Origin of the sequence: Pseudomonas mendocina (assembly GCA_037482215.1) — a bacterium.
In the GTDB taxonomy this organism is placed as follows: Bacteria; Pseudomonadota; Gammaproteobacteria; order Pseudomonadales; family Pseudomonadaceae; genus Aquipseudomonas; species Aquipseudomonas mendocina_E.
The window spans coordinates 2,234,995-2,261,196 of sequence record CP148074.1; the positions used below are offsets into that span (position 1 = coordinate 2,234,995).

24 protein-coding genes are annotated in these 26,202 nt (G+C 55.4%); 11 read left to right on the top strand and 13 right to left on the bottom strand.

The features are described 5' to 3' along the window. Positions 1-134: 134 nt before the first annotated feature. From WG219_10175 to WG219_10185, 3 genes are read left to right on the top strand one after another with little or no spacing between them, the layout of a single operon-like run. Positions 135-455, top strand: coding sequence for a helix-turn-helix transcriptional regulator (locus tag WG219_10175; GenBank protein ID WXL27786.1), 321 nt, complete (start codon positions 135-137; stop codon positions 453-455). Beyond that, positions 452-817, top strand: a complete 366-nt coding sequence (locus WG219_10180; protein WXL27787.1) for a hypothetical protein — start codon at positions 452-454, stop codon at positions 815-817. Before WG219_10175 ends, WG219_10180 begins: the two co-directional genes overlap by 4 nt. Continuing rightward, complete coding sequence (locus WG219_10185; protein ID WXL27788.1) at positions 817-1,290, top strand: sel1 repeat family protein; 474 nt, start codon at positions 817-819, stop codon at positions 1,288-1,290. Before WG219_10180 ends, WG219_10185 begins: the two co-directional genes overlap by 1 nt. Before the next feature lie 6 nt (positions 1,291-1,296). Here WG219_10185 and WG219_10190 read toward each other — a convergent pair whose 3' ends face one another. From WG219_10190 to WG219_10200, 3 genes are all read right to left on the bottom strand, one after another. Continuing rightward, the gene (locus tag WG219_10190) at positions 1,297-4,119 is read right to left on the bottom strand and encodes an FAD-binding and (Fe-S)-binding domain-containing protein (protein WXL27789.1); all 2,823 of its coding nucleotides are present in this window, start codon (positions 4,117-4,119) and stop codon (positions 1,297-1,299) included. Between the two features lie 13 nt (positions 4,120-4,132). Then, complete coding sequence (lldD, locus tag WG219_10195) at positions 4,133-5,287, bottom strand: FMN-dependent L-lactate dehydrogenase LldD (GenBank protein WXL27790.1); 1,155 nt, start codon at positions 5,285-5,287, stop codon at positions 4,133-4,135. 275 nt (positions 5,288-5,562) lie between these two features. Further along, positions 5,563-7,677, bottom strand: a complete 2,115-nt coding sequence (locus WG219_10200; protein WXL27791.1) for a carboxy terminal-processing peptidase — start codon at positions 7,675-7,677, stop codon at positions 5,563-5,565. 94 nt (positions 7,678-7,771) lie between these two features. Between WG219_10200 and WG219_10205 the strand changes: the two genes are divergently transcribed. The 3 genes from WG219_10205 (at position 7,772) to ahpF (ending at position 11,141) form a co-directional block, all read left to right on the top strand. After that, positions 7,772-8,737 (top strand): NAD(P)H-quinone oxidoreductase, encoded by a 966-nt coding sequence (locus WG219_10205; GenBank protein ID WXL27792.1) that lies wholly within the window; start codon positions 7,772-7,774, stop codon positions 8,735-8,737. 117 nt (positions 8,738-8,854) lie between these two features. Further along, a complete protein-coding gene (gene ahpC, locus WG219_10210; GenBank protein ID WXL27793.1) occupies positions 8,855-9,418 on the top strand; it encodes an alkyl hydroperoxide reductase subunit C in 564 nt (187 codons plus the stop codon). A gap of 166 nt (positions 9,419-9,584) precedes the next feature. Beyond that, positions 9,585-11,141, top strand: coding sequence for an alkyl hydroperoxide reductase subunit F (gene ahpF, locus WG219_10215; protein ID WXL27794.1), 1,557 nt, complete (start codon positions 9,585-9,587; stop codon positions 11,139-11,141). Positions 11,142-11,245: 104 nt separating this feature from the next. On the opposite strand, the gene zapE is transcribed toward ahpF, so the two are convergent. From zapE to WG219_10250, 7 genes are all read right to left on the bottom strand, one after another. Next, positions 11,246-12,361: a cell division protein ZapE gene (zapE, locus tag WG219_10220; protein WXL27795.1), complete on the bottom strand. Its 1,116-nt coding sequence runs from the start codon at positions 12,359-12,361 to the stop codon at positions 11,246-11,248. An 89-nt stretch (positions 12,362-12,450) separates the two neighbouring features. Further along, positions 12,451-13,104 (bottom strand): HAD family hydrolase, encoded by a 654-nt coding sequence (locus WG219_10225; protein WXL27796.1) that lies wholly within the window; start codon positions 13,102-13,104, stop codon positions 12,451-12,453. Continuing rightward, the gene (locus tag WG219_10230) at positions 13,104-14,093 is read right to left on the bottom strand and encodes an ABC transporter ATP-binding protein (protein WXL27797.1); all 990 of its coding nucleotides are present in this window, start codon (positions 14,091-14,093) and stop codon (positions 13,104-13,106) included. The genes WG219_10225 and WG219_10230 overlap by 1 nt, the downstream gene beginning before the upstream one ends. A gap of 29 nt (positions 14,094-14,122) precedes the next feature. Then, positions 14,123-14,917: an ABC transporter permease gene (locus WG219_10235; protein WXL27798.1), complete on the bottom strand. Its 795-nt coding sequence runs from the start codon at positions 14,915-14,917 to the stop codon at positions 14,123-14,125. Next, a complete protein-coding gene (locus WG219_10240; protein ID WXL27985.1) occupies positions 14,904-15,743 on the bottom strand; it encodes an ABC transporter permease subunit in 840 nt (279 codons plus the stop codon). The genes WG219_10235 and WG219_10240 overlap by 14 nt, the downstream gene beginning before the upstream one ends. Next, complete coding sequence (locus tag WG219_10245) at positions 15,743-16,549, bottom strand: alkaline phosphatase family protein (GenBank protein WXL27799.1); 807 nt, start codon at positions 16,547-16,549, stop codon at positions 15,743-15,745. Before WG219_10245 ends, WG219_10240 begins: the two co-directional genes overlap by 1 nt. A 51-nt stretch (positions 16,550-16,600) precedes the next feature. Further along, a complete protein-coding gene (locus tag WG219_10250; GenBank protein WXL27800.1) occupies positions 16,601-17,653 on the bottom strand; it encodes an ABC transporter substrate-binding protein in 1,053 nt (350 codons plus the stop codon). A gap of 309 nt (positions 17,654-17,962) precedes the next feature. Here WG219_10250 and WG219_10255 point away from each other — a divergent pair, with 309 nt between their 5' ends. Further along, positions 17,963-18,679 carry a UTRA domain-containing protein gene (locus WG219_10255; protein WXL27801.1) on the top strand — a complete coding sequence of 239 codons (717 nt, stop codon included), beginning with the start codon at positions 17,963-17,965 and terminating at the stop codon, positions 18,677-18,679. A gap of 7 nt (positions 18,680-18,686) precedes the next feature. On the opposite strand, the gene WG219_10260 is transcribed toward WG219_10255, so the two are convergent. Both WG219_10260 and WG219_10265 read right to left on the bottom strand, forming a co-directional pair. Continuing rightward, complete coding sequence (locus WG219_10260) at positions 18,687-19,979, bottom strand: M18 family aminopeptidase (GenBank protein WXL27802.1); 1,293 nt, start codon at positions 19,977-19,979, stop codon at positions 18,687-18,689. A 59-nt stretch (positions 19,980-20,038) separates the two neighbouring features. Beyond that, positions 20,039-20,749, bottom strand: coding sequence for a 4'-phosphopantetheinyl transferase superfamily protein (locus WG219_10265; protein ID WXL27803.1), 711 nt, complete (start codon positions 20,747-20,749; stop codon positions 20,039-20,041). 330 nt (positions 20,750-21,079) lie between these two features. Here WG219_10265 and WG219_10270 point away from each other — a divergent pair, with 330 nt between their 5' ends. The 4 genes from WG219_10270 to WG219_10285 all read left to right on the top strand — a co-directional run bounded on the left by WG219_10270 (position 21,080) and on the right by WG219_10285 (position 25,056). Continuing rightward, positions 21,080-22,261: an MFS transporter gene (locus tag WG219_10270; GenBank protein ID WXL27804.1), complete on the top strand. Its 1,182-nt coding sequence runs from the start codon at positions 21,080-21,082 to the stop codon at positions 22,259-22,261. A 102-nt stretch (positions 22,262-22,363) separates the two neighbouring features. Continuing rightward, a complete protein-coding gene (locus tag WG219_10275) occupies positions 22,364-22,969 on the top strand; it encodes a hypothetical protein (protein WXL27805.1) in 606 nt (201 codons plus the stop codon). A gap of 60 nt (positions 22,970-23,029) precedes the next feature. After that, the gene (locus WG219_10280; protein WXL27806.1) at positions 23,030-23,707 is read left to right on the top strand and encodes a response regulator; all 678 of its coding nucleotides are present in this window, start codon (positions 23,030-23,032) and stop codon (positions 23,705-23,707) included. 2 nt (positions 23,708-23,709) lie between these two features. Further along, positions 23,710-25,056, top strand: coding sequence for an ATP-binding protein (locus tag WG219_10285; protein ID WXL27986.1), 1,347 nt, complete (start codon positions 23,710-23,712; stop codon positions 25,054-25,056). Positions 25,057-25,059: 3 nt separating this feature from the next. On the opposite strand, the gene WG219_10290 is transcribed toward WG219_10285, so the two are convergent. Beyond that, positions 25,060-26,058: an AraC family transcriptional regulator gene (locus WG219_10290; GenBank protein ID WXL27807.1), complete on the bottom strand. Its 999-nt coding sequence runs from the start codon at positions 26,056-26,058 to the stop codon at positions 25,060-25,062. Between the last annotated feature and the right edge of the window lie 144 nt (positions 26,059-26,202).

Below are 26,202 nucleotides of genomic sequence, written 5' to 3' on the forward strand. Positions count from 1 at the left end.
CAAGGTAGGCGCCCCATGCGATGGCGTACATTCTAGTGTTTTCTAACCATTCATTCGGATTGCTTGCTACTAAGGCTGCTAAAATGCCGAGTAATTGAGGTTGCACGGCATTTTAATTGCTCGGAGTTTTTCAGATGAAAGTTCAGATAATTGAGCGTGATGGTCAGCCTGAGTATGCCGTCCTGCCGTGGGATGAGTACCAGACACTGCTGCGCAGTGCAGGGCTTTTGAATGAGCCATCTGCGGTGCGTGCTCCTAGTTCCCGTCCGCCGCTAACTAAGATCTCTGCGTTGCGTGAGGCTAAAGGGCTAAGCATTGATCAGCTGGCACGTAATGTAGGCATCAGCCCACACTATCTGGGAATGATAGAAAGCGGTGAGAGAACGCCGGATGATGCGATTCTGCGCGCATTGGCCTGGCAGCTCGAACTTGAGGGCTGGGAGCTTGCACCTTGACTCTGCGCATCAGCCGTCAGAATTGGGAGACACTATTAGCGGAGCTTGAGTTGGCGCGCCAGAAGCGCCATTTGCTAACTTACCGCTCACTCATTGAGCGCCTTGAGTTGCCAACGCCAGCAATGCAGACGCTGGCAACAGCCCTTGAGTATCTGGCGGGGTTGGATGCAAAGGCTGACCGTCCCCTGCGTAGTGCATTGGTTATCAGTCAGGGGGTTAGTCGCCTTCCGCGCCCTGGTTTTTTTGAGTGTGCGTCGCGACTTAATCGTTTTAACGGTGAGGTTGATGGCCTAGCCGCTGCGTCGTGGCATGCATCTGAAGTAGCCAGGGTTTTCGAATTCACCTATCCGGAAGTTCTCTGATGTTTCACACAATTAAAGCGCGTTTGGGGTACTGGCTGTCTCGCCGCCTGTTTCACTGGCGTTGGCTGATTAAACAGCCTCGCATGTGGGCTTGGATGGAAGGGCAGTTCTCCCGAATGGCCAATTTAGGGGATCGTGAAGCACAGAGTTTTTATGGCCACATTCTCTTGTTTCGTGGCCAAGGGGCAGCGGCTCGAAACGAAGGGCGACGGCTTTTGACCTTGGCAGCTAAAGCTGGGGATGCAAAGTCAGCCTACCAGCTTGGCGTGATTAGCCTCGCGGGTGATTTACACACTGCACCAGATGCTACGACAGCGGTGCAGTGGTGGACTCAGGCGGCAGAGGCGGGGCACCCCGCGGCGGCTTACAGACTGTCAGAACTCTATCGGGCAGGTGCGCAAGGTGTTGCTGCCGACCCGGCCCGTGCAGAGTACTTCTCAACCCTTACTGCAGGGCAGGTCGGTCGTAGCTGATGGGCTTCACGCTATGGCTGCGGCAGTTTTTTTGCGGCTTACTCGATCCAGTAGATACACCACGCTGTGATAGTCGATACCACCATGCTGGCTGAGGCCAATCTCGCAGGTGCGACTTGTGCTGATACCTTCCACACAGTACTGCACGGCTGAGCGTAGGCTACGCAAGGCGTGGCTGTTAAGCTCGGGATGGGTGAAGCCTTTGTCGCCCGCAAAACCGCAGCAGTGGATACCTTCGGGAATCACAACCTCTGTTGCACAACGCCGGGTGATATCAATCAGTCCTTGTGCTTCCCCCAAATGCTGGGTGCTACATGTCACGTGTACGGCTACCGGCTGCCGTTGGGGTTCGATATCAAGCCGGTCAAGCAGTTGTTCACGGATAAACTTTATCGGGTCGAATAGCCTCAGGCGTTCATCTTGAGGGTCCTCAAGGAGGCGCAGGGTGCAGGGGCTGGTATCGCAATATATTGGATCAACGCCGCCGCGGCTGGCTTTAAGCAGGGTGGCGAGAAGCTCTTGGCGTTTACGATCAGCTTGGTCGGGGTAGCCCTTGGAGGCGAAGGGTTGGCCGCAGCAAAGGTTATCAAGCTGGTCTGGTAGGACCACCTGAAAGCCACCTTTCTCCAGTAAAGCGATAGTTTTGTCGAACAAGGAGATCTGTTCTTGGTCGCCCACGGCAGGGCCCATGGTTCGCGATACGCAGGCTGGTAAGTAAACAACCCGTGGACGGTGATCCTGAACAGTTGGTGCCAGTTGGATAGCAGTAACCGCTTGTGGCATGGACGGTGTCCATTGCGGCAGCCGATGACGGCTAAGGTGGCGCATCCCGGCGGACAATTGGTTGAGGCGCTTACTGCCGAGAATTTTATGGGCGGTATTGGCCGTACTAAGCACCAGTCGCGCACCTTGCAGGCTTCGTTTGAAGTGATCTGCAATCCAGTCAGCACTTTGCCGGCGAGTTGCTTTTTGTCGCCGCAGCTTGCGGATAAAGTCGCCGGTATTGATGCCAACCGGGCAGCGTTGGGCGCAGAGCCCGGTCGCGGCGCAGGTGTCGATGCCTTGGTAGTTGTAGACGGCTTCTAGCTCTGAGGTGTCGATCCCCGCCCGTTTTTTTGCCTGAATATCACGCCAGATCACAATGCGCTGACGTGGACTCAGCGTGAGTCCTTTGGAGGGGCATACGGGCTCGCAGAAGCCGCACTCAATGCATTTGTCGACAATATCGTCTGCTGCTGGCAGCGGCTTGAGGTTTTTCAGATGCAGCTGCGCATCGGTCGTTAAGATCACATCCGGGTTAAGAATGCCTTGTGGGTCCAGTAGTCGCTTTATCTGCCACATGAGGTGGTAGGCATCTTTACCCCATTCCAGCTCAACGAAGGGCGCCATATTGCGCCCTGTGCCGTGTTCGGCCTTGAGGGAGCCGCCGTACTCAACGGCAACCAGTTGCGCAACATCACCCATAAAAGCTTCGTAGCGGGCGACTTGTTGTGGGGCATCAAAGCCTTGGGTGAAAACGAAGTGCAGGTTGCCATCCAGGGCATGGCCGAAAATGATGGCTTCATCGTAGCCGTGCTTGTCGAAAAGTTGCAGCAGGCGATTAACCCCTTCGGCCAGTTGTTCAATTGGGAAGGTGACGTCTTCGATGATGACTGTCGTACCCGTCTGGCGTACAGCACCGACGGCGGGGAATGTGTCTTTGCGGATTTTCCAGAGTTGGTTACAAACCTGCGGGTCGGTGCTGAACGGAACCTGTTTTTCCAGCGGGTAGTCTGCAATTGAGTGCATGACACGCTGAATCTGTTCATCCAGCAAGGCGGCACTGGCGGCCCTCGACTCAATCAACAAGGCACAGGCCTGATCAGACAGCGCTTTGACCCAGATCGGCATACCTGGCTTGTCCTGCACAGAGCGTAAGCTGCGCCGATCAAGAAGCTCCACCGCAGAAACCGGTTGCTGCTTCAATACGGTCACCGCACGGCAGCAGCTTTCGACATCTGGGAACACCAGCAGGGCACTAGCCTTGTGTGGGTGATCTGCAACAGTGTTGTAAGTGACGGCGCTGATGAAGCCAAGAATTCCCTCAGAGCCCACCATCAGGTGTGTGAGGATATCTAATGGGTCATCAAAATCGACCAGGGCGTTCAAGGACAGGCCGGTGGTGTTTTTAAGCCGGTATTTGTGGCGGATTCGATCCGCAAGCTCGGTGTTGGCCCGTGTCTGTTTGCCCAGATCAGCTAGGTGTTGAAGCATATGGGCGTGGCTGTTTCTAAAACGCTGGACGCTATGAGGGTCTTCAGTGTCGAGTACTGTGCCATCGGCAAGCACCAACCGCATACCGGCTAATGTTTGGTAGCTGTTTTGCTGAGTGCCGCAGCACATGCCACTGGAGTTGTTAGCAACCACGCCGCCTATTTTGCAGGCGTTTATTGAGGCAGGGTCTGGGCCGATTTTACGTTGAAAGGGGGCAAGGACAGCATTTGCCTGTGCAGCTATAACGCCGGGCTGAAGGCGAATCTGTTGGCCATTGCTACGGATTTCACGGCCATTCCAGTTGTCGCCCAGCACGATCAGCACTGAATCGGTTACTGCTTGGCCTGAAAGGCTTGTGCCTGCGGCGCGGAACGTGACGGATACCTGGTGCGCACGGGCCAGATTGAGCAGATCAACCACCTCAAGTTCAGCCTCAACGCGGATGACCAGCTGCGGGACCAAGCGATAGAAACTTGCGTCTGTACCAAAGGCGAGGGTGGAGAGCGGGTCGTCAAACAGACGATCCCTGGGTATCAGGTGTTCAACCGTACGGAGAAAGGCGCTGGGTAGGGACATACTGGCTCCGGGATCAGGATGAGGCGTGCTTCAGTTCACGTACCAGCGAGTCACCGTTGATCTCGCTGATGGATTTCGCACCGGTCAGCACCATTGCCACGCGCATTTCCTTTTCAATCAGATCTAGTAGGTTGCTGACGCCCGCGCCGCCCGCTGCTGCCAGTGCGTAGACGAAGGCACGGCCGAGCATAACGGTATCGGCGCCCAGGGCGATCATGCGTACCACGTCTAAGCCTGTGCGGATGCCTGAGTCGGCCAGAATTGCCAATTGGCCTTTTACGGCATCAGCAATCGCCGGCATGGCCCGTGCACTGGAGAGCACACCGTCAAGCTGACGCCCGCCGTGGTTAGAAACCACAATGCCGTTGGCTCCGAAACTGACCGCATCTTTGGCATCTTGCGGGTCCAGAATGCCTTTGATCACCATTGGGCCGTCCCAGAATTCGCGAATCCACTCCAAGTCTTTCCAAGAAATCGACGGATCGAAGTTGGCGCCCAGCCAGCCAATGTAGTCAGCCAGCCCGGTTGGGTGGCCGCGGTAGGTCGAGATATTGCCCAGATCGTGAGGGCGGCCAAGTAGGCCGACATCCATGGCCCAGCGTGGATGTGTACAGGCTTGGAGGATGCGGCGCAGTGGCGCATTCGGGCCACTCATACCTGAGTGGGCGTCGCGGTAGCGGGCACCTGGAACCGGCATATCGACAGTGAATACTAAGGTGGTAACGCCAGCTGATTTGGCGCGTTCCAGCGCATTCTTCATAAAGCCCCGGTCTTTGAGGACGTACAACTGAAACCACATCGGACGCTGTATGGCCGGTGCAACCTCCTCAATCGGGCAAACAGAAACAGTAGATAGGGTGAAGGGGATGCCTTTGTCCGCTGCTGCTTTGGCAGCCTGTGCCTCACCGCGCCTCGCGAACATACCGCACAGCCCAATTGGGGCGAGCACTACTGGCATGCTGAGGGTTTCGTTGAATAGCCGAGTTTCCAGACTCAGTGCTGACATATTGCGGAGCACGCGTTGGCGCAAGGCTATATCGGACAAATCGCTGACGTTACGACGGAGTGTGTGCTCGGCGTAAGCACCGCCGTCGATGTAGTGGAAGAGAAAAGGCGGTAGTCGTCGTTGCGCCGCCACACGATAGTCGGTTGAGGCCGAGATGATCATGGTGTTCTCCTCCTTCAAATACCGTCAACTTTACGGAAAAAACAGTCGGCGTGCAGTTAGACCTGAGTTTTCATTAGCTGGGGCCCTTTCAGCAGCTTTATTGAGCGGGTCGAGTAGAGAGTTGCCTGCTGTCAGCTTCAGCGTTATGCATCCCTAAACTTCATAATCACCCAGCTAGCGAAGCGTAATAATGGCGTTGTATTTGAGGCGCAAAAAAAGGGGCTGGAATGAACCAGCCCCCTCTTTAAGCTCTTGCACAGGCGTTTTGATACCGATTAATGCTTGGCCACCTGTGTGTTCAGGCCAAGATAGTCCAGCAGAATGCGGCCACTCTCGGTGAGGTAGGCATCGTCCTCTGGCTTGACCTTCTCCTCTTCAACCGGAAGAGCGTCTTCATCCTCTTCCTTGAGCTTCTTCAGCAGGTCTTCACCTTTGGCCTGACGGCGGGCGTTTTCGATGGCCAATTGCTGTGACTCAATGGTGCTCTGCTCTGCGCGGCGTTTGGCTTCATTCAGGCTGACGGTTTTCTCTTCCATGAGTTTTTTAGCCAATGCCAGACGCTCACGGGCAAACGTGAAGTCCGGATCGGTTGCGGTGCGGTTCTCATGGAGCTTACTCAGCTGCGCCAGGAATGGCTTGATGGGGTCCATTTCCGGAGTGATAGCTGGTTTGATGCTGTCCCACGGCAGCGCTTCAGGAAGGGCGCTCTCGCCGATTTCCTTGTTGTCCATGATGTCCGGGTAGGTGATGTCCGGAATCACACCTTGATGTTGGGTGCTCTGACCTGAAACACGATAGAACTTGGCCAAGGTCAGCTTCAGCTCGCCATGATTGAGCGGCTGAATGGTTTGCACAGTGCCTTTGCCGAAGGTCTGCCCGCCGAGGATCAGTGCGCGGTGGTAGTCCTGCATGGCGCCGGCAAAAATTTCAGAAGCAGAGGCGGAGAGGCGATTGACCAGTACGGCCATCGGGCCTTTGTAGAAGGCGCCTTTGTGCTCGTCGGCCAGTACATCGACACGACCATCGCTGTTACGAACCAGTACGGTCGGGCCTTGTTCGATGAACAGACCTGTCAGTTCTGTAGCCTCCTGCAAGGAGCCGCCGCCGTTGTTACGAAGGTCGATAACGATGCCGTCGACTTTTTCCTTTTCAAGCTCGGTGATCAGACGCTTAACGTCGCGGGTGGTGCTTTTGTAATCAGGATCACCAGAGCGATAAGCCTTGAAGTCCAGATAGAAAGCCGGGATCTCGACAACACCAAGCTTATAGTCACGGTTCTCATGCTTAAGATTGAGAATGGACTTCTTGGCGGCTTGTTCTTCCAGCTTCACCGCTTCACGGGTAATGGTCACGATTTTGCTGGTTTGATCATTCGGTGCGTTGCTGGCCGGGATGACCTCCAAGCGAACCTGAGAGCCTTTAGGGCCGCGGATGAGTTTTACCACTTCATCCAAGCGCCAGCCGATCACATCAACCATTTCCTTATTGCCCTGAGCAACACCGATGATTTTATCGGCAGGGGAAATTTGCTTGGTCTTTTCCGCAGGGCCGGCAGGCACGAGACGAACAACCTTAACGTGCTCGTTGTCGCTTTGCAGAACCGCACCGATGCCTTCCAACGAAAGGCTCATGTTGATATCGAAGTTTTCCGCATTGTCAGGCGACAGGTAAGTCGTGTGCGGGTCGTAGGACATGGCAAAGGCGTTGATATACGCCTGGAACACATCCTCGCTACGTGTTTGTGACAAGCGGGTGAGCTGATTTTTGTAACGCTTGGTCAGCAGTTCCTGGATTGCTTTGGGCTCTTTCCCAGCAATTTTGAGGCGAAGAATTTCGTCTTTGACACGCTTACGCCAAAGGTCATCCAGCTCAGCTGTATCTTTCGCCCATGGTGCGTTTTCGCGGTCGATTACTAAGTATTCGTCAACCGTGAAATCGATGTTATCCACCCCTTTGTTCAGAATGTTCAGTGCGTATTCCAAACGATTCTGTAAACGCTCCAAGTGGCGCTTGTAAATGATGAATCCGGGCTCCAGATTACCGTTACGCAGGAAATCATCGAAGCGTGTGCTCCACTGATCAAACTCAGCAATATCCGCCGCGGTGAAATACACGCGCGCAGGATCGAGCATCTTCAGGTAGCCCTGATAGATTTTTTCAGAGCGCTCATCATTGAGCGGTGGCTTGTTGTAGTGATGACGCTTTAACAACTCCACGACGTTGAGGCTGGCGATGACCTGGTCACGGTCTGGCTGCAGATAATCCCATGTGCTGGACGCTGGGACTTTGGCTGCCGCAGGCAGGACGTTAAAGGCGAGCGACAGAGCTAGAGTGGCGCTGAGGATGGTTCGCTTCATGCTGATTCGACGTGTGGGGAGTTGATAACGCATATTAGGCCATCTTTAAGGGCGCCGGGTTCCATCGGCGCAATGCAAAAGCCCGGCGGTTTCGCCAGGCCCGGTATATCTGCACTATGGAGGCTGTGTGAAGGCATTGCAAGGCGTTGAAGGGCGTGTTGTGTGGGCTGAGTACCCGACAACAGCCTGTGATGTGGGACAAGTTCGCATTCGCGTAGCAGCAGCGGGCTTGAATCGTGCTGATTTATTGCAAAAAGCAGGGCTTTATCCGCCACCACCCGGGGCCAGTGAGGCGCTGGGATTGGAGTGTTCTGGCGTGATTGTTGAAGTCGGCCCGGGTAGCGCCTGGCAGCTGGGTGATCGCGTGTGTGCGTTGCTACCGGGAGGAGGCATGGCGGAGGAGGTGGTGGTTGATTCACGCCATGTTCTACCTGTTCCTGAGGGCGTCAGCCTGGCAGAAGCAGCTGCGCTACCTGAAGTCTACGGAACTGCTTGGCTCAATCTTTTTCAACTGGCGCGCCTGCGCCCAGGCGAAAAGGTATTGCTGCATGCGGGGGCTAGTGGAGTGGGCTCTGCATCTATTCAGCTGTGTAAAGCGTTTGGCAGCCCATGTTGGGTCAGTGTGGGTTCTGCTGAGCGCTTGGATTACTGCCAGAGTCTTGGGGCTCAGGGTGGTGTGCTGAGAGATGACGCGCATCTGCCAGGATTACGAGATTTCGCGCCGTTTGATGTCATCATGGACCCTGTTGGAGGTGCCTATGCCGCTCTAAACTTGGAGCTGCTGGCCCGTGATGGACGCTGGGTGAATATCGGTCTGATGGGCGGGCGCAAAGCAGAGCTGGATCTGGCGCAACTGCTCGGGAAGCGAATTCAGCTAACGGGTTCTACCTTGCGCAACCGTGATGATGATTTTAAAGCTGAACTGATCCGCGAGTTGCGCCAATTCGTGTGGCCGCTCTTTGAACAGAAACAACTTCAGCCTAAGCTAGAGCAGCTGTACCCGCTCAAGGATGCGGATCTGGCTTTTGCTACGCTTGCTAGCAACCAGGTTAATGGCAAACTGGCGCTGCGGATTGATCCGTCGCTCGAGTGAGCCAAAGGTTCGATTGAGTTACTCAATCAATGTGATGGCGCTAATCAATAAGCTTTTTTATTTTTTAGCGTTAATATGGATCCCGTAAGTTTTCCAACCCTCAAGAAGGAACCAGAGATGTCCCTGATCAATACTCAAGTACAACCGTTTAAAGTTAACGCTTTCCACAACGGTAAGTTCATCGAAGTTACCGAGCAGTCTCTGCAGGGCAAGTGGTCGGTTCTGATTTTCATGCCGGCAGCATTCACCTTCAACTGCCCGACTGAGATCGAAGACGCAGCTAACAACTACGCCGAGTTCCAGAAGGCTGGTGCAGAAGTTTACATCGTAACTACTGACACCCACTTCTCCCACAAAGTGTGGCACGAAACTTCCCCGGCTGTTGGTAAGGCTCAGTTCCCGCTGATCGGTGACCCGACTCACCAACTGACCAACGCTTTCGGCGTACACATCGCTGAAGAGGGTCTGGCTCTGCGTGGCACCTTCGTTATCAACCCAGAAGGCGTTATCAAGACTCTGGAAATCCACTCCAACGAAATCGCTCGTGACGTTGGCGAGACTCTGCGCAAGCTGAAAGCTGCTCAGTACACCGCTGCTCACCCAGGCGAAGTTTGCCCGGCTAAGTGGAAAGAAGGCGAGAAGACCCTGGCTCCGTCCCTGGACCTGGTTGGCAAGATCTAAATTCCGGTTCGAGAGCAGCCGCACCTGCGGCGCTCTCACTACCGCAGCTTAGATTCATACGCGCTTCAAGGGCTGTGACCCAGCCCAGCAAGTGCCCGACGCCCGGGCGCCATCCGTCCGGGCGTTTTTATTCCTGTAAGAATTTGCGATAAGGGATACCTGAATCATGTTGGACGCAACGCTTAAAACCCAATTGAAGGCCTACCTCGAGAAGGTCACTCTGCCGTTTGAGATTGTCGCGACCCTCGATGACAGCGAAAAATCCCGCGAACTGAGTGGTCTGCTCCACGATATCGTCAGCCTGACTGACAAGATCACATTGCGCGAAGACGGTACTGATGCTCGCATCCCGTCCTTTTCGCTGAATCGCCCGGGTGCTGAAATCGCGCTGACTTTCGCCGGCATCCCAATGGGCCACGAATTCACCTCGTTGGTATTGGCCCTGCTGCAAGTAGGTGGCCACCCATCGAAGCTCGAGCCTGAAATCATCGAGCAAATCAAAGGCATTGAAGGCGAGTTCAATTTCGAAACCTATTACTCGCTGTCCTGCCAGAACTGCCCGGACGTAGTCCAGGCACTGAACCTGATGGCTGTGCTGAACCCGAACATTCGCCACGTAGCGATTGACGGTGCACTGTTCCAGGAAGAAGTTGAGCGTCGTCAGATCATGGCGGTGCCAAGCATTTATCTGAATGGCGAAGTCTTCGGCCAAGGCCGTATGGAAGCCGCCGAGATTCTTGCCAAGATCGATACTGGTGCCGCTAAGCGCGACGCTGAGAAGATGAACGAGAAAGAAGCGTTCGATGTACTGGTTGTTGGCGGTGGCCCAGCAGGTGCTGCAGCAGCTGTGTACGCTGCACGCAAGGGCATCCGTACCGGCGTGGCAGCTGAGCGCTTTGGTGGTCAGGTGCTGGATACCATGTCCATCGAGAACTTCATCTCCGTGCAGGAGACAGAAGGTCCGAAACTGGCTCGCGCCCTTGAAGAGCACGTGCGTCAGTACGACGTGGACATCATGAACCTGCAACGTGCTTCCGCGCTGATTCCTGCTGCAAGCGAAGGCGGTCTGCATGAAGTGAAGTTTGAGAGCGGTGGTAGCCTCAAGGCCAAGACCGTCATTCTCTCGACGGGGGCCCGCTGGCGCGAAATGAACGTACCGGGTGAGCAGCAGTACAAGGCTAAAGGCGTTTGCTTCTGCCCACACTGTGACGGCCCGCTGTTCAAGGGTAAACGTGTAGCGGTGATCGGTGGTGGTAACTCTGGTGTTGAAGCGGCTATCGACTTGGCTGGTATCGTCGCCCATGTAACGCTGCTGGAGTTCGCTGACACCCTGCGTGCTGACCAAGTTCTGCAGAACAAGCTGAACAGCCTGCCGAACGTGACTGTGATCAAGAGCGCGCAGACCACTGAAGTGGTTGGCGATGGCCAGAAAGTGACCGGCCTGACTTACAAAGATCGCACCACAGAGCAAGTGCACACTGTGGAACTGGAAGGTATCTTCGTCCAGATCGGTCTGCTGCCGAACACTGATTGGCTGAAAGGCACCATTGAGCTGAGCCGTTTTGGTGAGATTGTGACTGACGCTAAAGGTCAGACCAACGTACCGGGCGTATTTGCTGCAGGCGACTGCACCACAGTGCCGTACAAGCAGATCGTTATTGCGATTGGTGAAGGCGCTAAAGCATCGCTGAGCGCGTTTGATCACCTGATCCGCCATAACTGATTGTCATTAGCCTGATGACAATTGGGGGTGAATAACCCCCCTCGTAAAAGCGGACATCCTTAACTGGGATGTCCGCTTTTTTATTGATCTCACACTTTGCTGATTCAGTGACCAAAGCGTGTTAGCTGCATTTCCTGCAAACGGCTGAGGGTGCGGCGAAAAGCAAATTCGAGGTAGCCCTCTGTGTAAAGTGCCTCGAGGGGGACCGCTGCTTCGATGTACAGCGGGACCTTGCGGTCGTAGCACTCATCCACCAGCGCGATAAACCGCCGCACGCTGTCATCTTTACTGGAAAGGCGTGGTAACTGGCGGTCACCAGCTTCGACTTTTACCGGAGCATCCTCCGTCCCCCTGGCGATTTTTGCATCACGTTGGGCACTACTCAGGGGCGGTACCTCGCTAAGCAGAATGGCCTTGAACTGGTCACACAGGCCAATAAAGTCTTGGGCGGCCAAAGGCTGCTCACACAACTGAGCAAAACTGCACCAGATCACATCCGGGCTGCGTTTGATCACATGGATGCTGCGTGGACCCATTGCCAATGGTTCCTCAGTGACCGGATGCGCGCCGCTAAATTCGTCAAAAGTGGCTTTCAGTGCACTGGGTTTACCCGCTTCGGCGATCCAATAGCGTGTTTGCAGGGTGCAGGGGTGCAAGCGGTGATCTTGTTCGCCGGCCACGCTGACAACCTTCATGTGATGTTGTATCGCGGTGATAGCAGGCAGAAACCGTTCACGGTTAAAACCATCTGCGTATAGCTGCTCAGGGGGTTGATTGGAGGTCGCAATGACGACGACCCCTTGTTCGAACATGACTTGAAACAGGCGGCCAAGGATGATGGCATCGCCAATGTCATTGACAAACAGCTCATCGAAGCAGAGCACCCGTACCTTACTGGCTAGCTCAACAGCTAAGGCTTTAAGCGGATCGGCGGTGCCCGTTAGTTCGAACATGCGCATGTGCACCCAGCGCATGAAGTGGTGGAAGTGTTGACGTCGGGCCCCCACTTGTAAGCCCTGATAGAAACAATCCATCAGCCAAGTTTTGCCGCGCCCGACTGGTCCCCATAGGTACACACCTTCAACGGCTGAGGCGCCTGAATGGATGGCCTCCTGGCAGTGTTGCAGGATTTCTACGGCTTGCTGCTGCGCGGGGTCAGGTTGGAACCCATCATGCTCAATGGCATGTCGGTAGGCTGCAATGGGGGAGAGCAGGCTCATTGAGGTTTAAGTCCGGGAGCTGGGAGTGCAATTGCTTAGCAAGCTATTGTTTTTCTCTGAGGCTGTCCAGCTCCGGACGTTGTATGGCTCTACTTCCAGCTCAGAATCGGCCAGCCGGCGTTCTCCGCATGCTGGCGTAATACAGGGTCAGGATTGACCACGTGGGGATTGTCGACTCTTTGTAGCAGGGGCAGGTCATTGCGCGAGTCAGAGTAGAAATAGGCGCCTTCAAGCGTTTCTCCTTGCTCGTGCAACCATTGCTCCAGACGCTGCACCTTGCCTTCACGATAGGTCAGCACGCCTTGGGTGTGACCGCTGTAGTGGCCGTGTTGTTCGGCAATGTCGATGGCCAGGACTTCTTCGATGTTGAGGCGGGCGGCGATGGCGCTGACCAGAAAGTGGGCCGAGGCTGAAATCACCAAAATACGGTCACCATTTTCACGGTGGCGAGCGACGCAACGCATGGCGTCGGAGTAGATGATCGGCTCAATGACATCCTCAACAAACGGTTCAATGACATGCTCGACCTCTTCGGGTGTCCGCCCCACCAGTGGCGTCAGGGTGTACGCCATGTATTCCTCCATGGATAAATCACCCTTGGCGTACTGGCGCATCAGCTCCTGTTCGCGGGGCAGGTAACTGGCACCGTCAGCCCAGCCGAGCTTGACCATTTCTTGGCTCCATAGGGTTGAGCAGTCGTCTGCGATCAGGGTTTCATCCAGGTCGAATATTGCCAAGGCCATCAGGCCACCTCACAAATTGCGTTGTCTTGAATGTTTAGGGTAATGCGCTGCCCGTTGCTGTGCAGGTCTGCAGGGGAGCGGTTGAGCACATCTACCAGCAGTTCAATACCTCGGGCTTCAACCCGATAGCGGATAACATTGCCGAGCAGGCTGTGGCTGCGCACCAGCGCTTCGATGCTGCCATTGTGACTGACTTCGATGGCCTCCGGGCGGATCGCAATGCGGCTGTTAACCGGGCGCGACAGCAGCTGCGAGGCAGAGACCTGGTCAAGCAAGTTGTAGTTGCCAATAAAACCAGCGGCAAAAGCATCAGCAGGGGCGGTATAGAGGTCTTCTGCAGCACCACTTTGGACGATCTTACCTCCGTTCATAAGGATGATACGGTCGCTCATGGTCAGGGCTTCTTCCTGATCGTGGGTGACGAAAATGGTGGTGAGCCCCAGCTCCTGCTGGATGCTGCGGATCTGTTCGCGCAAGTGTTTACGAATGCGCGCATCCAGTGCGGACAGCGGTTCATCCAGCAGCAACAGACGCGGGCGGGTCACCAGTGAGCGCGCCAGGGCAACCCGTTGGCATTGTCCGCCGGAAAGCTGCTGGGGGTAGCGCCCTGCAAAATCAGTCATCTCGACCAGCGCCAGCACTTCCTTGACGCGCTGCTCAGCCTCACTGCCCTTGATTTTCTGCATACGCAGGCCAAAGGCAACGTTCTGTTGCACGGTCATATTGGGGAACAGCGCATAACTTTGGAACACCATGCCGATGCCACGTTTTTGCGGGCGCTGGGGGATTAGATCCTCACCTTCAAGCTTGATCTGGCCTCCATCAACATCGGTCAGGCCAGCAATGCAGCGCAGCAGGGTGGATTTACCGCAGCCAGAGGGGCCGAGTAGGGTGATGAATTCACCCTTGGCAATGTCGCAGTTGATGTCCGTAAACACCGTGGTTTCGCCGTAGCACTTGTGCAGGTTCTGAATACTCAGATAACTCATGGAAGGCCCTTGCTTGATCTGTCTGGCGCTTACGCCTTGTCCTTGTTGAGGCGGTTAGCCGCCCAGGTCATCAGCAGTACAAAAATGAAATAGGAGATCACCAACGCACTGGTGAAGTGGCCACTGCCCTGACGCATGTTGAAGAGGTAAACCTGTAGGGTTTCATAGCGGGTACCCACCAGCAAATTGGCGAATACAAACTCACCAAACAGGAAACTGAACGAGAGAAACACCGAGACCATAAGCCCTTTACGCAGGTTGGGCAGCACCACCATAAACGCTGCACGCCAAGTACTGGCACCGAGCAGGTGGGCTGCATCCATCAGGTCGCGCAGGTTGATGGCTTGCAGGTTGTTGCTGATGGCCCGGTACATAAAGGGCAGGGCAATGGTGAAGTAGCAGCCGATCATGATCCACGGCGTGCCAATGATGGGCAGCGGATCACCGGCAAACAGCTCCATCAAGCCCACGGACGACACCACCGGCGGCACGGCGAAGGGCAGCAGGATCAGTACATTCATCACCCCATCAAGTTTGGGGAAGTGGTAATTGATCACGAACAACAACGGCAGGATCAGAAACAGCGACAAGGCCAGAGCGGTAAAACACACCAGCAGCGAGCGGCCAAAGGCCGCAAGAAAGCGCGCGTCGCCCCACAGCTCCACATACCATTTGAAGGTGAAACCGCTGGGCAGAATAGTCGCCGACCAGCTGGTAGAGATGGAGTACAGCAGGGTGGCCAGCAGCGGCATCAGCAGCACCAGCAGCAGGCTGTAGACCACCGCCTTGTGCAGGACTGTTGTGCGTTTTTCAACGTGAGACATGGTAGCTCCTGCGCAGTATCCATTGATGGACCAGGGTGATCAGGGTCATGAGACCGACCAGGATCATCGCCAGGGCGCTGGCCATATTTGTATCGAGGAAGATGTCTCCAGAGACCATGGCGGCGATACGAATTGGCAGGATGTTGAAGTTGCCGGTGGTTAACGCATACACCGTGGCGTATGCGCCCAGCGCGTTGGCCAAGAGGATAACGAAGGTGCCCAGCAGCGCGGGCATCAGCACCGGCAAACCAATATGCCGCCAGAATTGCCAGTTGCTGGCGCCGAGCAGGCTGGCGGATTCACGCCAGTCCACACGTAGGGCATCAAAGGCCGGGTACAGCAGCATCACCCCCAGCGGTATCTGGAAATAGGTGTAGAGCACAATCAAACCTGTTTTGGAGTACAGGTTGAAGTCCTCAATGATGCCCAGTTGCTTAAGCAAAATGGTCAGAGCGCCGTTAAAACCCAGCAAAATGATGAATGCAAAGGCCAGCGGAACACCGGCAAAATTGCTGGTCATGTTGGCGAAGGCCATCACGAAATCGCGCAATTTGCTGTCGATCTGACGCAATGAGTAACTGCCGATGATGGCGATAGCGATGCCGAAGAAGCTCGACCAGAATGCAACTTCGAGGCTGTGCTTGATCGCCTGTAAGTAGAAGGGCGAGGAAAAGGCGGCCGTGAAGTTGCCAATACCCCAGCCTTCACTGGTTTTAAAGCTGTTGATAGCGACCAGAATCAGCGGAGCAATCTGGAATGCTACAAAGAACAGTGCAAATGGCAGCAGGCACAGCAGCGCCAGCCATTTGCCGCGCAGGTTCTTTATCACTGCAAAAGCTCCCGGCAGACAGGTTTATCGTGGCGGACACCGAGCAACTCGCAGACGGTGCCGCACAGCAGCAGCTGAGTTGGCTGGGCCGAGGCATTCAGGCTGAATGCACTGCCCAACACAAACAACGGCACCTCTCGCTCTTCGACTAGCAGACCGTTGTGGGAACGGTCATTGTTCATACCGTGGTCAGCGGTTATCAGTATTTGGTAGCCGTCATCCAGCCAGCGCTGGATGTAGGTGCCCAGCAACACGTCCGCAGTGCGGGCGCTGTTGCGGTATTGCGGGCTGTCCAGGCCGTACTTGTGGCCTGCATCGTCGATGTTCATCGGGTGGACGAAAAGAAAGTCAGGCCGATGCTGCTGCCTGAGGCTTTCCGCATCCGCAAACAGATGGGAGTCCGGGTAGTGGTCAGCGTAATAGAAGTGACCATGTTGAATCGGCAATGCGCTGTTGTGGGTATGCCGGTCCCGTCCTGCATCGAACGGCGCCCGGTTATACAGCTCGCTGATCCAGTGATAGGCCGCCGCAGCAGTACTGAGCCCAGCAGTGCGTGCGTAATGGAAGATGCTCTGACCGTGAGAAAGCCGAACCACATCGTTATTAACGATGCCGCTGTCGATGGGTGTGATACCGGTCAGGATGGCTTCGTAAAGCGGGCGTGATAGTGCCGGCAGTTCGCAGTCCAGTTTATACAGTGCGGCGCGGCCCGCCTGGCACATGGCGTGCAGGTGCCCTAAGGCATGCTGGGCGACTGAATAGCTCAGACCATCCAACAGAACGAGAATGACTTTGTGTGGCATGTGAGGCCTTGTTCCTTCAGGCGACCCCGGCTGCTGCCGGGGTCTTGAGCGTCAGTTCATGTAGATGATGACGTGTTCCTGCCACAAGCGTGGCAGCACCTTGGAAGTGGCTTCCCAGGCAGCGTTGTCCTTGATCGGCTGGACCTTGGCGTATTGTTCCTGGGGCAGCAGTTTGGCCTGAACCTCAGGTGGTAGCGTCAGATGCTCAGCGCGTATTGGGCGCGCATTGCCTTTAGCCAGGTTGATCTGGCCAGCGTCACTAAAGATGTACTCGCGAGCCAACTTGGCAGTGTTAGGGTTTTTCGCCCATTTGTTGATGATGGTGGTGTAGCCGGAAATCACTGAGCCGTCAGATGGGATCAGCACCTCAAAGCGCTCGGGATCAATCTGATCGCGGTAGGACAAGCCGTTGAAGTCCCACACTACACCCACTTCAACTTCACCTTTCTCAAGGGTCTGGATGGTGGGGTTAGCCATCGACAGGCGGCCTTGCTTGGCAATCTCGCCGAACAGCTCCAGGCCTGGTTTGATGTTTTTCTCATCGCCGCCTAATGCGATGGATGCAGCCAGTACGCCGTTTACCGCCTGGGCTGCCGCGCTGACGTCGCCAATGGCGACTTTGTATTTACCGGTTTTCAGGTCAGCCCAGGATTTTGGCGCCTCTTTTACCAGTTGCTTATTAACGATAAACGCGATGGTGCCGGTATAGGCCAGTGCCCAATGACCGTCCTGATCTTTGGCCCATGATGGAATTTGATCCCAGGTCGAGGGTTTGTACGCCTGGGTGACGCCTTGTTGGAAGGCGATGGGGCCAAATGCTGCACCGACGTCACCGATATCGGCGGTAGCGTTTTCTTTTTCTGCTGCGAACTTGGCGATTTCCTGCGCCGAGCTCATATCGGTATCCATGTGCTTGAGGCCATAGAGCTTAGTCAGGTCGGCCCAGGTGTCTTTCCAGTTAGCCCAGCTGTCCGGCATGCCCACGCTGTTAACGACGCCCTCGCTGCGTGCGGCTTGTTCCAGTGCTTTCACATCGTTTGCCTGCGCCATGGTGGTCATGGCAATGGCCGACCCCAACAGTGAGGCCAGTAGCAGGTTTTTCATCGGAAGCTCCTTTGCGGTTGAAGGTTCTGGTCTAGATCAGAAATGTAGGCGGGATAAATGACGGTTTCGTGTCATATCACCGCAAAGACCCGCCTTTATTGCTTCAAACAACAGTGCTGCACTCACCAAACATAGCATTACATCTAGTCAGTAAATATGCGCAGTTCGTGTTCTTAGATAACAAATGTTGAGCTGAAGGGGGCCGTCACTTCGCTGTCATCAGGCCTGCTTAAGATTGAAATATCGTTAGAAACACCTGTTTCAGAGCGGTTGGAAACGGTTTTGGTCTAGTCCAGTGAGGGTGGTGGCATGGGTGATGTTGAGCCGAGAGCTGCGCTGGCAATCAGCAGAGCACTTGAAGAGCAGATAAAGGATGGTCTGCTGACACCTGGCAGCCAGTTACCGGCTGAACGTAAATTGAGCGAGGTGTTTGCAACAACACGGATTACGCTACGCGAGGCGTTGGGCCAGCTGGAGGCACAGGGGTTGATTTACCGTGAGGATCGGCGCGGCTGGTTTGTCTCTCCACCGCGTTTGGCCTACAACCCATTGGTGCGCAGTCACTTCCATAAAATGGTGGGGGAACAAGGGCGGGTACCTGCAACCGAGGTAATCAGTGCCAAGCAGGTGCCAGCCAGCTCTGAGGTTTGCCATTTATTGAACATGCCCGGACTATCCAGGGTGTACCAGATTCGCCGCGCGCGTCGGGTGGACGGGCGACTGGTACTGTATGTGGAGCATTACCTCAATCCGACGTACTTTCCCGGCATTCTGAGCTTTGATCTGACCCGTTCGCTGACTGAGCTGTACGAGCAGGAATACGATATTCAGTACGGACGGGTGCGTTTTGAGATCGTGCCGACTGCGTTACACAGTGAAGCGGCAACGGCATTGAAGGTCGTCAGAGGAAGCCCGGCACTGCGCATTGTACGTGTCAATCGCGATCAGCACGGGCGTTTGATTGATTGCGATCTGGAGTTCTGGCGCCACGACGCCCTGCAGGTGAGCGTCGAGGTGCCGGACTGAAGCGGGGTTACGGCAGCTCAGGGCTGGCGTAGAAAGCGCTGAGCACTTTGACCAGATGGGCGAGGTCGTGACTGCCAGCCATTTCCCGAATCGAGTGCATAGCGAAGGTTGGCAGGCCAATATCGACTGTGCGCACCCCAAGCTGGCTGGACGTAATCGGGCCTATGGTGGAGCCGCATCCCATGTCGCTGCGGGTCACGAAGCTCTGTACAGGTACTTCGTTTTCCAGACACAGGTGGCGGAAGAAACCTGCAGTTTCACTGGTCGTGGCATAGCGCTGGTTGCTGTTGATCTTGATAACCGGGCCCGCATTCAGCTTTGGACCGTGGTTTTGATCATGTTTGTCTGCGTAGTTCGGGTGGATACCGTGGGCGTTGTCTGCTGAGACCAGCAGAGAACGTTGAATGCAGCGGACATAGTCTTCACCGTCTGGAATCAGGCGACGCAGCACTTGTTCCAACATCGGGCCGTCAGCACCACAGGCTGAGCAGGAGCCGACCTCTTCGTGATCGGTGCAAACCAGCAAGCAGGTTTCGTCGTCACCAGCACTGAGCAGGGCGCGCAGACCTGCATAGCAGGACAGCAGATTGTCCAGGCGCGCACCAGCAATGAAGTCGCCATTAAGGCCAATCACCGCGGCGCTTTGGGTGTCGTAGAAGCTCAGCTCATAGTCCAGCACAGCATCCGCATTAAAGGCGTGCTGGAGCGCCAGTTGCTCAGTGAGCAGGGCGCGGAAGTCGGCCGGGTCATCACTGCCCGCATATTGAGCCAAGATTGGCGGCAGTTCTGTCTGGGCGTTAATGGCCCAGCCTTGATTGGCCTCGCGATTGAGGTGAATAGCCAGGTTAGGGATTACCGCGATCGGAGCTTTAAAGTCGATCAGCTGGCTTTCAACCTTACCGTCACGGCGGTAGGTCACGCGTCCTGCCAAGGACAGGTCGCGGTCAAACCAAGGGGCGAGCAGGGCGCCACCGTACACCTCAACACCAATCTGAAAGTAGCCATGGCGTTGCAGTTCAGGCTGCGGTTTTACTCGCAAGCACGGGCTGTCTGTATGGGCGCCAACCATGCGGATACCGCTTTCGGTCAGTGGGCGCTTGCCGAGCTTGAAAGCAATGATGGATGAGTCGTTGCGCGTTACGTAATAACGGCCACCGGCTTCCGTGTGCCAGCCGCTGCGTTCATCCAGATGCTGGAAACCGGCTGCCTCCAGGCGGTGTGCCAGTGTCGCAGTTGCATGAAAGGGTGTTGGGGAGGACTTGAGGAATTCGATCAGGCCCAGGTTCAATTCGTCGCGCATAGAAAACTCCAACCGGCAGTGCGCGGATAGTAGCGGATTTGACCTGTGATTTGGCGTTGTCAGCGCGGTATGGCGATGAGAGTCAGCAAATAATTGTCCATTTGGCAGAACTGCCCAGTAACAACACTCCCAGTTACCCAGTTTGCATCGAGATCAATCAACAAGCGCATAGTGAATTGCTGGGCATTGTCCACCGATAACAGTTCGGCATCATGGAACCAGAAGCGTTTAAGCACTTGCGGATAGAGCGCTTTAAATAGGCTTTCCTTGGCTGAAAAAGTCAGGGTGATGAGCCGCGCTTGTTCTGCCGCGGGCAGGTGCTGAATTCGCTCAAGCTCCGAGCCTGTAAGGATTTCCCCGGATAGCCGCTGTGCCCGCTGTGGTTCTATCAGCGTCTCGGCATCAATGCCGAGGCCTTGCCAATCTGTGCGGCTGCCGACTACCGCTGCCGCGTAGCTGTCGCTGTGGGTAATGGAACCCAGTGTATTCTCCGGCCACTGCGGCGCGCGGTCTTCACCACTTGCTGGGACGCTACCTGTACCAGTCAGGCGGCGTAACGCTTCGCAAGCACAGACGCGCCCGGCAAGAAATTCGGCTTGGCGTTTGGCTACCGCCTTGATCATAGGCACCGCACTGCGCTCAAAGTCTTCAGGCTGCAGGCGAGCTTTGTCGAAGTGAGTGCTGATCAGTTGTAGTCTCGGCTCAGGATGCGGCAATGGCCAGCGGTCACTGAACGGGGTGCAGCAGGTAGGCAGGGCTGTGCTAGTCATACCGGCTATTGTGCCGTGGCGCTTATTAACCGCCAACCGTGAGCGCGTTTACATTTCTTTGCACGTCCGTAACAAACATCAACGATGTTTGCCGCATCTATTTGAGACACTCGCCCTGCGTTTCTAAGTAAATGCAGGTGAGGTTGTTTTTGGCTAAGGCCCCGGGCCTGAGCGTTCACACTCAGAATGAGTACGGGAGCCAATTGGCTCCCGTTTTTTTATCTGCTGCACTCATCGGTATGGGTAAAAATACAGCTCAAGCCTATAAAAAATCGTTAGCTTGCGTGCTAATCTGCGTAGCGGCCATTCACAGGCCTGCGCGAGTAAGTCATGTCCTCTGAAGTTTCTTCCCATCTGTTACGCGGCACCGCCGCTTATCGCCGTGCAACCCTGGCGTTGTTCTGTGCCGGTTTCGCTACCTTCGCATTGCTGTATTGCGTACAGCCATTGCTGCCACTTATGGCTGAGCACTTTTCAGTCTCGGCGGCTGGCAGCAGTCTGGCGCTGTCATTTACTACCCTGACGTTGGCGTTTTGCCTGTTGATTTCGGGGGCGCTTGCTGAGAGTTGGGGACGTAAACCTGTAATGGTGGCGGCACTGGGGTTGGCGTCGGTACTGGGGATTGCCACCGCATTGGTGGACAGCTGGAGCCATTTGCTGTGGCTGCGCGCATTGTTAGGGCTGGCATTGAGCGGTTTACCGGCGCTGGCAATGGCCTATGTGGGGGAAGAGTTTGACCCTGAATCACTGCCTGCTGCCATGGGCCTTTATATCGGCGGCACAGCACTGGGCGGCTTGTTGGGGCGACTGATTGCTGGCCTGCTCAGTGATATTGGTGGCTGGCAACTGGCCTTAGGTGGTGTCGCTAGCATGGGGCTACTGGCCCTGGCGTTGTTTGTCTGGCTTTTGCCGCCATCCCGTCACTTCACCGCTCAGTCACTGTCTCTGCGTGGCCTATCGGCAAACTTCGCCGGGCATTTGCGTGACCCGAATCTACGCCGATTGTTCTGGCTGGCATTCCTGTTAATGGGCGGCTTTGTGGCGCTGTTCAACTATGTCGGTTTCCGGTTGGCCGGTGCGCCGTTCAACTTGTCTTCGACGTTGATAGGTCTGCTGTTCACGGTCTATCTCGTGGGGATTTTCAGTGCTGGGTGGGCAGGCAAATTAGTGCCGCGCTTTGGCGCCAGGCGCGTACTGCTTTCAAGTATCGGAATAATGCTGCTAGGCGTTGGCTTTTGCGCTGCGCCATGGCTGAGCATGGCAGTTGCGGGTTTGGCTTTGTTTACTCTGGGGTTCTTTGCCGCCCATGCTGTAGCCAGCGGGCAGGTCGGTCAGCAAGCCAAAAGTGCTAAAGCACAGGCATCAGCGCTGTATCTGTTCGCCTACTACTTGGGTTCCAGCCTTATTGGCTATGGGGCCGGTTACATCTGGGAGCATGCCGGTTGGTTGCCGATGCTGGGCGTTCTGGCATTGGTGTTTGTGGCAGCAGGGATAAAAGCGCGTAACGTGTAGTTTGTTCAGCATTGGTTCAGGAAGGGTTCAGGGTCGGTTCAGGTTGGCTTGGGCAACATAGGCTCCGAGTTAAGCAACACCACCCATCACGAGGAACACCTTATGAACCGCACAATTGGCAAACTGGCTCTGGCTACTACCCTGACTTTCGCTGCTGTCGCTGCCAACGCAGCTGATAATTTTGTTGGTTTGACCTGGGGCCAGACTGACAACAATATCCAGAAATCCAGCTCGTTGAACCGAAACCTCAACAGCCCTAACTTCGATAAAGTGATTGATCACACCGGAACTTGGGGTATTCGTGCTGGGCAAGTGAGTGATAGTCACCGTTACTACGCCACCTATGAGAACTTTTCTGACACGCACAGTGGTTTGAAACTCCGTCAGCAAAACCTGCTGGGCAGCTATGATCTTTTTCTTCCCGTAGGCAACTACAACACCAAGTTGTTTGGCGGTGCCACTGCAGGTTTGGTTAAGTTGGAGCAGGACAGTAAGGGTTATAAGCGCGACAGTGACATTGGCTATGCTGTTGGTTTGCAGGCTGGTTTACTACAAGATATCAACCAAAATGCGTCCATTGAGACGGGGTACCGTTATCTTCGCACCAATGCCAGCACAGAGATGGCGCCTCATGGTGGCTCCAAGGCGGGATCGTTGGACTTGCACAGCAGTGGGCAGCTTTACATAGGTGCTAACTACAAGTTCTAACGTGCATTCACACGCTCTGGCCGGAGTTCACCCGGCCATTCCATTTGCAGGAGGCGCGAGATGAAACTGTTGGTGGTGGAGGACGAGGCACTGTTGCGTCATCACCTCTACACCCGCTTGGGTGAACAAGGGCATGTGGTTGATGCAGTTGCCGATGCTGAAGAAGCGCTGTATCGCAGTCGTGAATACAACCACGATCTGGCTGTCATTGACCTCGGCTTGCCGGGCATGAGCGGGCTGGATCTCATTCGTCAGCTACGCAGCCAAGACAAGACGTTTCCGATCCTGATTCTGACTGCCCGGGGTAACTGGCAAGACAAAGTTGAAGGCCTTGCCGCCGGCGCGGATGACTATGTGGTTAAGCCTTTTCAGTTTGAAGAGCTGGAAGCACGCCTGAATGCATTGTTACGCCGGGCCTCGGGTTTTACCCAGGCAACGATTTCAGCGGGCCCATTGGTGTTGGACCTGAATCGTAAGCAGGCACTCTTGGCTGAGCAGAATCTGGCGTTGACGGCATACGAATACCGAATACTTGAGTACCTCATGCGCCATCAGCAGCAAGTGGTAGCCAAGGAACGGCTGATCGAACAGTTGTATCCGGATGATGAGGAACGCGACCCCAACGTCATTGAAGTATTGGTAGGCCGCTTGCGCCGAAAGCTCGAGGGGTATCAGGGCTTCAAACCCATTGAGACCGTGCGTGGACAAGGCTATTTGTTCAATGAGCGTTGCCGGTGAGCATTAGCTTCTCCTTACGCACCCGCTTGATGCTCGGAGCAACGGCGCTGGCCGTCGTGTTCATGTTGGCGTTGCTACCTATCCTGCGCAGTGCATTTGTAATTGCACTGGAGGAGTCAATTGAAACCCGCTTATCTGCCGACGCAGTGGCGTTGGTGTCTGCTGCACGCACCGAAAATGGCGTGCTTAAGATGCCAGACGTCTTGCCGGATGAAGAGTTCGACGCACTGGATACCAAACTGCTGGGTTTCATCTATGACCGTGATGGCAATCTGGTGTGGCAATCACGTCCTACGCTAAATACTGGCGTGCACTACATGCCGAGCTATGACGGCACCGAGCATGTGTTTGTCAGTATTCGCGACGATCAGGGGCATGAATTTTATGTGTATGACGTAGAGATCGACTTGCTGCGGGGTAAAAGTGCTGCGTTCAGCGTGGTTACCATGCAGCCGGCCAGTAACTACCAATCCATGTATAAGGAATTCACAGAGCAGCTCTACCTATGGCTGGGGGGCGCCTTGGTGGTGCTGTTGGCCATGCTCTGGTTTGGTTTGACATGGGGCTTTCGTAGCCTGCGCGGTTTACGTCAGGAAATGGATGAAATTGAATCTGGTTCGCGCCAGAGTCTGAGTGACCAGCATCCTAAGGAACTGCTGCGTTTGACCGGTTCACTTAACCGACTTCTGGAAAGTGAACGTCAGCAACGCGAGCGATATCGCAACTCGCTGGATGATCTGGCACATAGTCTTAAGACGCCACTGGCTGTGTTGCAGGGGGTCGGTGATGTGGTGGCTACTCAGCTGCAAAACCGTGAGCAATCGCAGATATTGCAACAGCAGATCGAGCGCATGAGCCAGCAGATTGACTACCAACTGCAACGTGCCAGCTTGCGCAAGAGTGGGCTCATTCGCCACAGGGCCCTGGTCGCTCCGGCAATAAGCAGTGTCTGCGCTGCGTTAGACAAGGTCTACCGGGAGAAGCAAGTCACCGTTATCCAGCAGGTGGAGGCTCAACAGCAATTACCGTTAGAGCACGGTGCCTTATTGGAGTTGCTCGGTAATTTGCTAGAAAACGCTTATCGGCTGTGCGTCTCACAGATTCGGGTAACGGTTAGAAACCTGCCCAAAGCTTGCGAGCTGGTGGTGGAGGACGATGGCCCAGGTCTGCCTGAGCGCCAGCGTGAGCGCATCTTGCAACGGGGAGTGCGGTTGGATGTACAGAATCCGGGGCAGGGGATTGGCCTGGCGGTTGTGCTGGATATCGTTGAGAGCTATTCCGGCGAGCTTTTCCTCGAAACGTCGGAACTGGGCGGTGCCTCCTTCCGCATGCGCTTTGCTTTGAGCTGAGGCTCAGTTTTCCTGTGTGCGGTAAGCGCCAGGGGTCAGCCCTGTCCACTTCTTGAAAGCGCGATGAAATGCTGAGGGTTCTGAAAAGCCTAGCTGCTCAGCAATGTCCTGAATTGCCAGTTCGTTTCGGCCTAGGTGGTAAATCGCCAAGTCGCGGCGAAGATTGTCTTTGAGTTCCTGAAAGCTGGAGTCTTCTTCGTGCAGGCGTCGCCGCAGGGTTTGAGGGCTGATGTTGAGCTGCCGGGCCACCTGCTCCAAATCTGGCCACTGATTGCAGTCACGGCCTAGCAGGCGACGTATTTGGCTGACCAGGCTGTGACCGCCGTCAGGTCTGGCCAACAGGTCGGCAGGAGAGTGCTGGAGAAAGTGCTTAAGAGTACGTTCGTCTTGCAGCAGAGGCATGCTCAGATAGCGGGCATGAAAGCGCAGCCCGGTAACAGTGCTGGAGAACACACGCCTGCATGGGTACAGCAGTTCGTACTCACTGGCATGGGGTGGTTCGCTGTAGGCGAAGGTTGCTTCCTCGATGCGTATGCGCTGGCCAATCAGCCAACTGCCCAACCGATGCCAGATCACCAACAGACTCTCCACGAGGAAGTGGTCTGGATCCCATAAAGCAGCACCATCGACTGTCAGCCAGGCCCATTCACCTTCAATTTCAACTCGGATAGCAGGTGCATCAGGGAACAGGCTGTAGAACAGGCTTCCCCGTAGCAGCGCTTTCTCCAAGGTTCGGCAGTGAATCAGTGTGTGGCACATCATGGCGAAGGTGCCGCGCTTGCTGGCGCTGTTGCCAAAGCTCAGATATTCGTCGTCCAACAGCTCCCACAGCAGTTGTATCAGGTGGGCGAATTGCTCAGGGGCGATCCGCGCGCGCGGCTCATCCAGCAGGGCTGGCTGGATACCGGCTTGTCGCAACTGTGCATCACAGTCATATCCGTGGCGTTGTGCTCCGCGCAACGCAGCGCGGACAAAGTGGATGGCGATGGTCCGTTCACGCATGGGGTCGGCTCTGTCAAAGGCGGGTCGATCTTAGCCACGTGCCCGACTCTGCAACAAGCTGTGTTTTGTAAACCTAGGTAGTAGTGGCCCTGTGCTCGGGTTAGCTGGAAACCCGCCAGTCCAAGAGGGATGGTTGTGCGGGAA

Excerpts from the sequence above, each read along its gene's own strand:
- WG219_10230 (WXL27797.1), bottom strand. The coding sequence starts at position 14,093 with ATGAGTTATCTGAGTATTCAGAACCTGCACAAGTGCTACGGCGAAACC.
- WG219_10260 (WXL27802.1), bottom strand. The coding sequence starts at position 19,979 with ATGCGCGACGAATTGAACCTGGGCCTGATCGAATTCCTCAAGTCCTCC.
- ahpC (WXL27793.1), top strand. The coding sequence starts at position 8,855 with ATGTCCCTGATCAATACTCAAGTACAACCGTTTAAAGTTAACGCTTTC.
- WG219_10175 (WXL27786.1), top strand. The coding sequence starts at position 135 with ATGAAAGTTCAGATAATTGAGCGTGATGGTCAGCCTGAGTATGCCGTC.
- WG219_10190 (WXL27789.1), bottom strand. The coding sequence starts at position 4,119 with ATGTCCCTACCCAGCGCCTTTCTCCGTACGGTTGAACACCTGATACCC.
- WG219_10275 (WXL27805.1), top strand. The coding sequence starts at position 22,364 with ATGAACCGCACAATTGGCAAACTGGCTCTGGCTACTACCCTGACTTTC.
- WG219_10245 (WXL27799.1), bottom strand. The coding sequence starts at position 16,549 with ATGCCACACAAAGTCATTCTCGTTCTGTTGGATGGTCTGAGCTATTCA.
- WG219_10250 (WXL27800.1), bottom strand. The coding sequence starts at position 17,653 with ATGAAAAACCTGCTACTGGCCTCACTGTTGGGGTCGGCCATTGCCATG.
- WG219_10280 (WXL27806.1), top strand. The coding sequence starts at position 23,030 with ATGAAACTGTTGGTGGTGGAGGACGAGGCACTGTTGCGTCATCACCTC.
- WG219_10255 (WXL27801.1), top strand. The coding sequence starts at position 17,963 with ATGGGTGATGTTGAGCCGAGAGCTGCGCTGGCAATCAGCAGAGCACTT.
- WG219_10290 (WXL27807.1), bottom strand. The coding sequence starts at position 26,058 with ATGCGTGAACGGACCATCGCCATCCACTTTGTCCGCGCTGCGTTGCGC.
- WG219_10225 (WXL27796.1), bottom strand. The coding sequence starts at position 13,104 with ATGGCCTTGGCAATATTCGACCTGGATGAAACCCTGATCGCAGACGAC.
- zapE (WXL27795.1), bottom strand. The coding sequence starts at position 12,361 with ATGAGCCTGCTCTCCCCCATTGCAGCCTACCGACATGCCATTGAGCAT.
- lldD (WXL27790.1), bottom strand. The coding sequence starts at position 5,287 with ATGATCATCTCGGCCTCAACCGACTATCGTGTGGCGGCGCAACGACGA.
- WG219_10235 (WXL27798.1), bottom strand. The coding sequence starts at position 14,917 with ATGTCTCACGTTGAAAAACGCACAACAGTCCTGCACAAGGCGGTGGTC.
- ahpF (WXL27794.1), top strand. The coding sequence starts at position 9,585 with ATGTTGGACGCAACGCTTAAAACCCAATTGAAGGCCTACCTCGAGAAG.
- WG219_10200 (WXL27791.1), bottom strand. The coding sequence starts at position 7,677 with ATGCGTTATCAACTCCCCACACGTCGAATCAGCATGAAGCGAACCATC.
- WG219_10185 (WXL27788.1), top strand. The coding sequence starts at position 817 with ATGTTTCACACAATTAAAGCGCGTTTGGGGTACTGGCTGTCTCGCCGC.
- WG219_10265 (WXL27803.1), bottom strand. The coding sequence starts at position 20,749 with ATGACTAGCACAGCCCTGCCTACCTGCTGCACCCCGTTCAGTGACCGC.
- WG219_10270 (WXL27804.1), top strand. The coding sequence starts at position 21,080 with ATGTCCTCTGAAGTTTCTTCCCATCTGTTACGCGGCACCGCCGCTTAT.